The following is an 8,318-nucleotide window of genomic DNA, read 5'->3' as shown; positions in this document are numbered from 1 at the left end:
ACCTCCCCCGCCCCCGATCCACAGCCGATCTTTAGTCGCCGACCAGCCGTGTCAAGGCACGCTTTCCCGCCTTGACACGGCTGCTCGGCGACTGACACACACTCAGGGAGAGGGGGCGGGGGTGGTCGTAAGGTGACCTTCCGAGCGCCGTGAGGCGCCCCTGCGCGAAGCGCAGGAAAAAGATCAAAAGAGAGTCCTCGCCGCTCGGGCAGGCGACGGGATGACCACCCGGCTCGGGTTGGGTGCGAAGATCACCCGGTGCAGGTGAAGCTTGCCGCTGCGGCCGGGTCGCCTCCCCGGTAGCGGGGCCAGGCCGGGTATTCGCACAGTGGGCGGGCTCGGCCGGTGGTGGCGTCGGTGACCACCGGGTCGACGGGCGCCTCCCGGTGTTCAGCCCAGTTTTCCAGTGCGGTCAGCGAATCCCATGCGGCGGGGAAGGCCGCGCTCACGTTCGCGTGGTTCGCGCCGGGGATGAGATAGAACCTCGCGAAGGCGTCCGTCGCCCGCTTGCCCAGTGTGCGCTCCACCCGCTCGAAGTAGTCCACTGTAGACCGGTGGCTGACCAGCTCGTCCGCTGTTCCGTGCAGCAGCAGGAGTTTGCCGCCGGCCCGGGCGAACCGGCTCAGGTCCGGGTTGTTCACGTCCTGCAGCCCGGCCAGCTCGGCGATCCGCTCCCGCCACGGGCCCGGGTGGCGCGGATCCACCGACAGGGCGTCGAAGCCGGGGTCGCGGGTCACGAAGTACCGCACCCACTGGTCCCAGAACTGGACACCGTAACCAGCGGCGGTCGGCATCGGGGTGGTGGGGGCCACCGTGCCCATGCCGAGCAGCGGGGTGGTCATCGCGGCGCCGGACAGGAACGGGAAACCCGGGTAGCCGCGCTCGCCGCTGTCCAGGTGGTAGTTCCACCGCAGCGGAGACGAAATCGCCTTCACCGCACGGATCTGCGCGTCCGACAGGCACGTGTCGCCCGTGTCCGCGCCGTCGGGGCAGCGCAACGACCGCGGGTCGAACCGGCAACCGGGCTCGTTCGAGATCACGCCGTCGCGCAGGCCGTCGAGGCTGTCGCAGGCCTGAATGACACTGCGGTACAACAAGGTTTGCTTGGCGGGATTGGGGAACGCGCCGGGCTGGGACAGCACCTGCGCCTCGTAACCGAAGAACAGGTCCAGGCTCGCCGCGTTCCACGCCGGGTACGCCGAGATCACGCCGTCGAAATCCGCGGGCCACCGTTGCGCCACGGCCAGCGCCTCACGGCCACCGGTCGAGCCGCCCGCGAAATAACTGTGCGACGGGCGCGCCGAATACCGCTCGGCGATCAGGAACATCGCGGCATCACGGGTCTTCTTCAGCGCGTCGCCCGAGAAGTTGCGCACCGCCTCGTCGTTCACCCCGAACGAGCCGTCGAGCGAGGTCGCCGGGACGTGCGCCGGCGAGGCTTGGTGACCGGAGTCGCTCGCGAAGGTCGCATAACCCCGCGCCAGGGGAGTAGGCCCGCCGACCGGTCCGAACGGGACGTTGCCCGCCACGTTCGGGATCGTGCCGTTGTAACCGCCGCCGCCGAACATCAGCGCCTTGCCGTTCCACTCCGCGGGCAACGCGACGCGCATCTGGATGTCCGGCGCCGCCGGGTCGACCGGGTGCAGCGCCGCGTCCACCTGGCAGTAGGTGCCCGTGACCTGGGCCGACGTCACCGTGCCGCCGCTGGTCGGCAGGCCGATCGCGGCGGCCGGGATCGCGAGCCCCGCCAGCCCGGCGCACGACGCGGCCGGATCCGCCTGCGCCGGCGCCGCGAGTGCCGCGGCCGCCAGCGCCGGGACGAGCACGGCAACAGACCTTCTCATGGGCGATCCTCCCTGCGCACCGTTGCGAGATCGCCAGGGTAGGCAGCGCCCGGGACGGTCCACCATGTCGGCGGACCACAGCGTCGGTCAGCCCGTCATGTGCTTGATCGACACCACCACGGCGTCGGTGAACGCTCGAGTGCCTGCCGAGCCGCCGAGGTCCGGTGTCGTCACGCCGCCGCGGATCGTGTCGGCGACCGCCTCGCGGATGGTGCTCGCGACCCGGGCCGGCGCCGGGTCGTCGTGGCGCTCGCCCAGCCACTCCAGCAGCATCGCGGCCGACAGGATCATCGCCACCGGGTTCGCCACGTCCCGCCCCGCGATGTCCGGCGCGGAACCGTGCGTCGCCTGCGCCATCCCGCGCGTCGCCGACACGTTCACCGACGGGGCGATGCCGAGCGAGCCCGCGATCTCCGCGGTCAGGTCGGACAGGATGTCGCCGAACATGTTCTCCGTGACGATCACGTCGAACTCCGGCGCGCGCCGCACCAGGGCGGCGGCCATCGCGTCGATGTGCGCGTCGCCGACCTCGACGTCCGGGTACTGCCGCGCCACCTCGCGGCACACGTCCAGGAACAATCCGCTGGTCAGCCGCAGGACGTTCGCCTTGTGCACCACCGTCACCCGGCGCCGCCGTTGCCGCGCCAGCCGGAACGCCTCGTGCGCGATCCGCTCCACCGACTCGCGCGTGAAGATCGCGTGCGCGATCGCCACGTCCGGCGTCGGCATGAACTCGCCAGCCCCGGCGAAGGTGTTGCGGTCGGCGTAGAAACCTTGGGTGTTCTCCCGCACGATCACCAGGTCGGTGCCCGGGACCAGCGCTCGCGCCCCGTCGAACGCCCTGGCCGGGCGGATGTTGGCGAACAGGTCGAAGTGCTTGCGCAGGAACCCGCTCGGGTTGAGCCGTGAGCGGTGCGGCTCCGGGTAGGACGCGTTGTCGTGCGGGCCGAGCAGCCAGCCGTCCACACCGGACAGCGCCTCGACCGTGAAATCCGGCAGGGGAGTGCCGAACTCGTCGATCGCCGATCGGCCCACCGGCAGCGGCACCCATTCGATGTCGAGTTCCTGCGCCGCCGCGTCCACCACGCGGACCGCCGCCGGCACGATCTCCGGCCCGATGCCGTCCCCGTCCATCACCCCGAGGCGGTACGTGTCCTGCGTCATGTCAGCCCTTCCCTTGACTTCAAGCGCTTCAACTATCCGACACTGGCCGGTATGAGCACGATCCAGGAGGTCTCCCGGCGCAGCGGACTGCCGGAACCCACCCTGCGCTACTACGAGAAGATCGGCCTGATCGGGCCGGTCGACCGCGACGAGTCCAGCGGGCACCGCCGGTACCCGCCCGAGCTGGTCGAGACCATCGAGGCGCTCGGCTGCCTCCGCTCGACCGGCATGAGCCTGGCCGACATGCGGGTCTACCTGCGCCACCTCGACGGCGGCGACCCGGCCGAGCAGCGTGACCTGTTCGCCCGCAACGTCGAACGGCTGGACGCCGAGATCGAGCGGCTGCGGGTGCGCCGCGACTACCTGCGGCTCAAGGCCGAGCTGTGGGACGCGCGGGACCGCGGTGATGCGGCCGCCGAAGAACGGGCCGTCGACGAGATCCGGGGCCTGCTGCCCCGGCTGAAGTGACCGCGCGCGGCCCCGTCCTGGTCACGGGCGGGACGGGGTTCGTCGGCACGCACGTCATCGCCCGCCTGCTGCGCGACGGGTGGGCCGTGCGGACGACGGTCCGGTCGACTGATCGGGCCGGGGAGGTGCGCGAGGCGGTCGGCGGGGACCCCGAGTTCGCCGTCGCCACCCTGGACAGCGACGCGGGCTGGGCGGAGGCGGCCGACGGCTGCGAGTACGTGCTGCACGTCGCCTCCCCGTTCCCGGCCGACGACCCGGCCGACGAGGACGAGGTGATCCGCCCGGCGCGGGACGGCGCGGTGCGGGTGCTTCGCGCCGCCCGGGACGCGAGGGTGCGGCGCGTGGTGCTGACCTCGTCGTTCGCCGCCGTCGGATACAGCGGCACGACCCGCGGCTTCTACGACGAGACCGACTGGACCGACCCGGCGGACGACAACACCGCGTACGTGAAGTCGAAGGCCGTCGCGGAGCGGGCGGCGTGGGACTACGCGCGCGACGGCCGGCCGGAGCTGGCGGTGATCAACCCGACCGGCATCTTCGGGCCGGTGCTGAGCCCCCGGCTGTCCACCTCGACCGGCCTGATCAAGGCGATGCTGGAGGGGACGATGCCGGTGGTGCCGAGGTCGTACTTCGGCGTGGTCGACGTCCGCGACGTGGCCGACGCGCACGTGCGCGCGATGACCGCGCCGTCGGCCGCCGGCGAGCGGTTCCTCGTGAGCAGCGGGCCGGCGATGAGCTTCGCGCAGATCGCCGAGCTGCTGGGCGTGCCGGTGCGCGAGGCTCCTGGCGAGGCCGAGGTGCCGGTGATCCGCACGGACAAGGCGCGGGAGGTCCTGGGCTGGGTACCCCGCGACCCCGCGACGACCATCCGCGAGACGGCGGAGAGCCTGCGGCGGTCGGGCCTGCTCCGGGGCTGAGGCCGGAGCCGTGGACCGGGCAGTGTGCGCGGCTGGGGTGTTCGCCCGGGTCGACGGGGCGCGGCGGGCACGGGCGTGGGGCCTGGGTGCGTGGGTGTGGGTCCTGTGGGCCTGAGCGTGGAGCCCGGGCGTGAGCGTGGAACTCGCGCGCCGGGGTGTGGGACTCGCGGTTCAGGCCGGGTCGGTGAAGCGTGGCGGCCGCTTCTCGAACGACGCGGTCACCGCCTCGACCTGGTTCGGGCTGCCGATCAGCGCGGTGATCTCCCGCTGCTCCGCCGCGAACCCGGCCTCGTGGTCGCGCGGCAGGTCCAGCAGGCGCTTCGCCGCGCGGACCGCGTCGGGGCTGCGCCCGGCGATCGACCGGGCCAGCTCCAGCGCCTCCGCCCGCGGGTCGTCGGCCACGCGCGTCGCCAGGCCGAGCGAGACCGCCTCGGCGCCGTTCACGATCCGTCCCGTGAAGGTCAGCTCCTTCGCCACGTCCCGGCCGACCAGCTCGGGCAGCACCTGCGTGCCGGTCATGTCCGGGATCAGCCCCCACTTGATCTCCAGCACCGACAGCTTCGCGTCCGGCGCGACGATCCGGATGTCCGCGCCCAGCGCCACCTGCAGCCCGCCGCCCAGGGCGTGCCCGGTGATCGCGGCGATCACCGGCACCGGCAGCTCGGTCCACACGTAGGCGGCGCGCTGCCCGGTCGCCTTGGCCGGGCCGTCGGCGGGCGGCAGGTCGACGTCGGCGCTGATCCGGTCGCCGGAGCGCATCGCCTGGAAGGCCGCGAAGTCCAGGCCGGCGCAGAAGTCCGGCCCTTCGCCGGAGAGCACGACCGCCCGCAACCCCGGCTCGGTCTTCAGCCGTTCGCCCGCCCGCACCAGGGCCGCGAACATCGCCGGGTCCAGCGCGTTGCGCTTGTCGGCGCGGTTGAGCCGCACGTCGGCGACGCCTTGACTGATCTCGATGCGCACGCGATCCACCGCGCCAGTCTCACCCGGACGGGGTGGCGGGGACAAGATCGCCCCGCCACCCCAGGCCTCAGCGACTCGCGATCAACGCGAGGTCCGCCAGCAGGATCCGCTCCAGCTCCGGCGCGAATCCGGCCCGGCGCACCGCGTCGGCGGCCTGGTCGAAGCGCCCGGCGTCCAGGTGGCGCAGGATCGTCGCGGTCTCCTCCGGGCGCGCACCGGCCTCGGCGACCAGCACCCGCACGCCCGTCACGTCGACCACGACCTCGAACTTCGCCGACGCCGAAGCCGTCCCGCCCGGGCCGGTCGCGGTGGCGACCAGTTCGTGCGCGCCGGCGGCCAGCGAGCGCGGGTCCAGCGGCACCGCCGGGTCGATCCGCGTCCCGTCCAGCGTCACCGAGACCGACGAGGCGTCCCGCGCCGACACCGCGACCGGCGCCGGCACGTACCGTCGCAGCTCGCCCGGCACCGAGAGCGACACGGACGGCGCCGCGTGGCCCGACCGCCAGCCGGCGAGCTCGCCCGCCCGGTCGGTGATGATCGCGTCCACCCCGGCGTCGGCCAGCTTCCGCCAGGTCGCGGCGTCGTTCACCGTGTAGGGCATCACGGCGATCCCGGCGGAGTTCAGCTGGGACACCGCGTCCGGACGCGTCAGCAGCGCGGCGGCGGACGGGTTGTACGTCACCACCCCGAACGCCTTCGCCGTCGCCACCGGATCGGCGTCCACCGCGCCCCGCAGCAGCCCCAGCGGGATCTCCGGCGCGGCCGCCCGCGCGTCCCGCAGGACCTGCTCGTCGAAGCTCTGCACCAGCACCTGCCGCGCCATGCCGCGGCTGCGCACCTCGTCCAGGATCCGCGTGGTCTCCGCGCGGGTCTCCGGGCCCTTGATCTCCAGCAGCAGCGTCGATCCGCTGGTGCGGACCAGGTCCAGCACCTGCCCGAGCGTCGGCACCTTCTGCCCGGCGAACGCGGGCGAGAACCACGACCCCGCGTCCAGCGCGGTGACCTGAGCGGCGGTCAGCGTCGAGATGTCGCCGGTGCCCGGGGTGGTCCGGTCGACGGTGTTGTCGTGCATGACCACCGGCACGCCGTCGCGGGTGGTCTGCGCGTCGATCTCCACGTACTCGGCGCCGGCGCGGATCCCCGCCTCGACGGCGGCGAGGGTGTTCTCTGGCGCGACCGCGGAGTAGCCGCGGTGCGCGACCGTGAGCGGCAGGGCACCGTCCGGCTGGGTCACCGGCAGCGGTTCGAGTTGGGTGACCACCACGTCGTCGACGCTGATCTTCGCGCCGTCGGCGATGAACCCGAACACGCCCGACGCGCTGCGCCGCAGCTTGGTCGTGGTCAGGACCGTCTTGCCGTCGAAGCTCCAGCTCGCGCGGCTGCCGTGCACCTCGATCGCCACCCGGACGTCGCGCCCGGTGCCCGCGTCGTACGGCGCGGCGGCGGTGTCGGTGACGTTCCAGGTGTTCGCCTCGGTGCGCTGGGCGAACTCGATGCCGTTGGTTGCGGTGGAGGCCGACCGCATGACCGCCTGGCTCCACGGCACGGCCCCGCCGGGCGCGGTGTCGAGCACGATGCCGGCCCAGCGGCTGGAGTTGGTCACCGAGTCGAACCGGATGGTGGCCTCGGCGCGGAAGTCCTCCAGGTGCGTGCCGAAGGTGATCCGGGACAGCGTGCCGGGCGCGGTGTTGGTCAGCTCGCCGCCGCTGACCTGCCAGGTGCCGGCGACCGGCGTCCACCCGGCGGGCAGCGCGCCGCTGTCGAAGGATTCGCGGACGACGACGTCGCCGGGCGCGGCGGCGGCGAGGGTGGGGACGAGTGCGGCGGCGAGGCCGAGCGCGAGCGCGGCCGCCGTCCACCGGTGGGGAGTGCGTCTCATGCGGCGGACGCTATGTCCGGATTGTGGCGGGAAGGTTGATCTTTCCTGGACGGACGGCGACGATCAGCGCACGACGCGCGCCGAGCCGCGCTCGACGAGTTGGGCGCTCAACCGCACGGTTTCCCGCGGCCGGTCCGGGTCCGCGACCCGCCGCAGCAACAACTCCACCCCGGCCGAGCCGACCTCGTCGGCGGGCAGCCGGATCGTGGTCAGCCCCGGCTCCAGGTAGGCGGCGAACGGGTGATCGCCGTAGCCGAGCACGCGCACGTCCTCGCCGACGGTCAGCCCGCACTCCCGGACCGCCTTGTAGACCCCGAGTGCGAAGTAGTCGTTGCCGGTGACCACCAGCTCCGGGTGGTGCTCACGGCTGATCAGCCCGGCCGCGAGCCGGTGGGCGTCGTCCGGCCGCCACGGCAGCGCCGCGTCCCGCGTCCGGTGCCCGGGCACCTTCAGCACCAGCGAATCGCCGCCGAGCGCGCGCTGGAAACCCGCGATGCGCTGGGCGACCGTGCTGATCTCCAGGTCCTCCTCGAACAGCCACGCCCGCCCCGGCACGGCCACGCGCGACACCGCGTCCGCGACCGCCTGCTCGACGTCGATGCCGACGAAGTCGAACCCCAGCTCCGGGATGTCGCGGCTGAGCAGCACGACCGGCAGCCCGGCCGCGGACAGCTCCGCCCACACCCCGGGCCGGTGCTGGATCGGCACCGCGAGCACCCCGTCGACGCCGAAGCGCAGCAGCTGCTGCACTGCGCGTTCCTCGTTGTCCTCGTTCTCCTCGGTGACCAGCAGCAGGACCGAGTACCCGGCGAGACGGCACTGCCGCTCCACCGCGGAGATCAGCGCGGCGTAGAACGGGTTGGACGGGTTGGTGATCACCAGCGCGAGCACCATCGTGGTGCCGGAGACCAGCGACCGGGCGTGGCTGTTCGGCACGTACCCCAGCCGCCGGGCCTCGGCGACGATCATCTCCCGGGTGGCCTCGCTGACCTGGTCCTTGCCCGACAGCGCGCGCGACACCGTGTTCGCGGACAGGCCGACCCTGTCCGCGACGTCACGCAACGTGACCCGCCGAGCGCGCACCAC

The 8,318-nt window shown here is 73.1% G+C and carries 7 protein-coding genes; 2 read left to right on the top strand and 5 right to left on the bottom strand.

Translation table 11 applies throughout. From position 1 onward, the window contains the following. Positions 1-251: 251 nt before the first annotated feature. The gene (locus ABZ193_RS34660; RefSeq protein WP_354712847.1) at positions 252-1,844 is read right to left on the bottom strand and encodes a tannase/feruloyl esterase family alpha/beta hydrolase; all 1,593 of its coding nucleotides are present in this window, start codon (positions 1,842-1,844) and stop codon (positions 252-254) included. 87 nt (positions 1,845-1,931) lie between these two features. Next, positions 1,932-3,008 (bottom strand): isocitrate/isopropylmalate family dehydrogenase, encoded by a 1,077-nt coding sequence (locus ABZ193_RS34655; RefSeq protein ID WP_354712846.1) that lies wholly within the window; start codon positions 3,006-3,008, stop codon positions 1,932-1,934. A gap of 51 nt (positions 3,009-3,059) precedes the next feature. On the opposite strand from ABZ193_RS34655, the gene ABZ193_RS34650 reads away from it, so the two are divergent. Together ABZ193_RS34650 and ABZ193_RS34645 are read left to right on the top strand one after the other, a co-directional pair. Further along, positions 3,060-3,476 carry a MerR family transcriptional regulator gene (locus tag ABZ193_RS34650; RefSeq protein WP_020422925.1) on the top strand — a complete coding sequence of 139 codons (417 nt, stop codon included), beginning with the start codon at positions 3,060-3,062 and terminating at the stop codon, positions 3,474-3,476. Then, complete coding sequence (locus tag ABZ193_RS34645) at positions 3,473-4,393, top strand: NAD-dependent epimerase/dehydratase family protein (protein ID WP_354712845.1); 921 nt, start codon at positions 3,473-3,475, stop codon at positions 4,391-4,393. Before ABZ193_RS34650 ends, ABZ193_RS34645 begins: the two co-directional genes overlap by 4 nt. 171 nt (positions 4,394-4,564) lie before the next feature. On the opposite strand, the gene ABZ193_RS34640 is transcribed toward ABZ193_RS34645, so the two are convergent. The 3 genes from ABZ193_RS34640 to ABZ193_RS34630 form a co-directional block, all read right to left on the bottom strand. Next, a complete protein-coding gene (locus tag ABZ193_RS34640; RefSeq protein ID WP_354712844.1) occupies positions 4,565-5,362 on the bottom strand; it encodes a crotonase/enoyl-CoA hydratase family protein in 798 nt (265 codons plus the stop codon). A 58-nt stretch (positions 5,363-5,420) separates the two neighbouring features. Next, positions 5,421-7,232 carry a glycerophosphodiester phosphodiesterase family protein gene (locus ABZ193_RS34635; protein ID WP_354712843.1) on the bottom strand — a complete coding sequence of 604 codons (1,812 nt, stop codon included), beginning with the start codon at positions 7,230-7,232 and terminating at the stop codon, positions 5,421-5,423. A gap of 63 nt (positions 7,233-7,295) precedes the next feature. Beyond that, positions 7,296-8,318: a LacI family DNA-binding transcriptional regulator gene (locus tag ABZ193_RS34630; protein WP_354712842.1), complete on the bottom strand. Its 1,023-nt coding sequence runs from the start codon at positions 8,316-8,318 to the stop codon at positions 7,296-7,298.

Source organism: Amycolatopsis sp. NPDC006125 (genome assembly GCF_040614195.1).
GTDB lineage: Bacteria > Actinomycetota > Actinomycetes > Mycobacteriales > Pseudonocardiaceae > Amycolatopsis_E > Amycolatopsis_E tucumanensis.
Note: the sequence above shows the minus strand (reverse complement) of the source record. Positions and strands in the feature narration are given on the sequence as shown.

Excerpts from the sequence above, each read along its gene's own strand:
- ABZ193_RS34650 (WP_020422925.1), top strand. The coding sequence starts at position 3,060 with ATGAGCACGATCCAGGAGGTCTCCCGGCGCAGCGGACTGCCGGAACCC.
- ABZ193_RS34655 (WP_354712846.1), bottom strand. The coding sequence starts at position 3,008 with ATGACGCAGGACACGTACCGCCTCGGGGTGATGGACGGGGACGGCATC.
- ABZ193_RS34660 (WP_354712847.1), bottom strand. The coding sequence starts at position 1,844 with ATGAGAAGGTCTGTTGCCGTGCTCGTCCCGGCGCTGGCGGCCGCGGCA.
- ABZ193_RS34635 (WP_354712843.1), bottom strand. The coding sequence starts at position 7,232 with ATGAGACGCACTCCCCACCGGTGGACGGCGGCCGCGCTCGCGCTCGGC.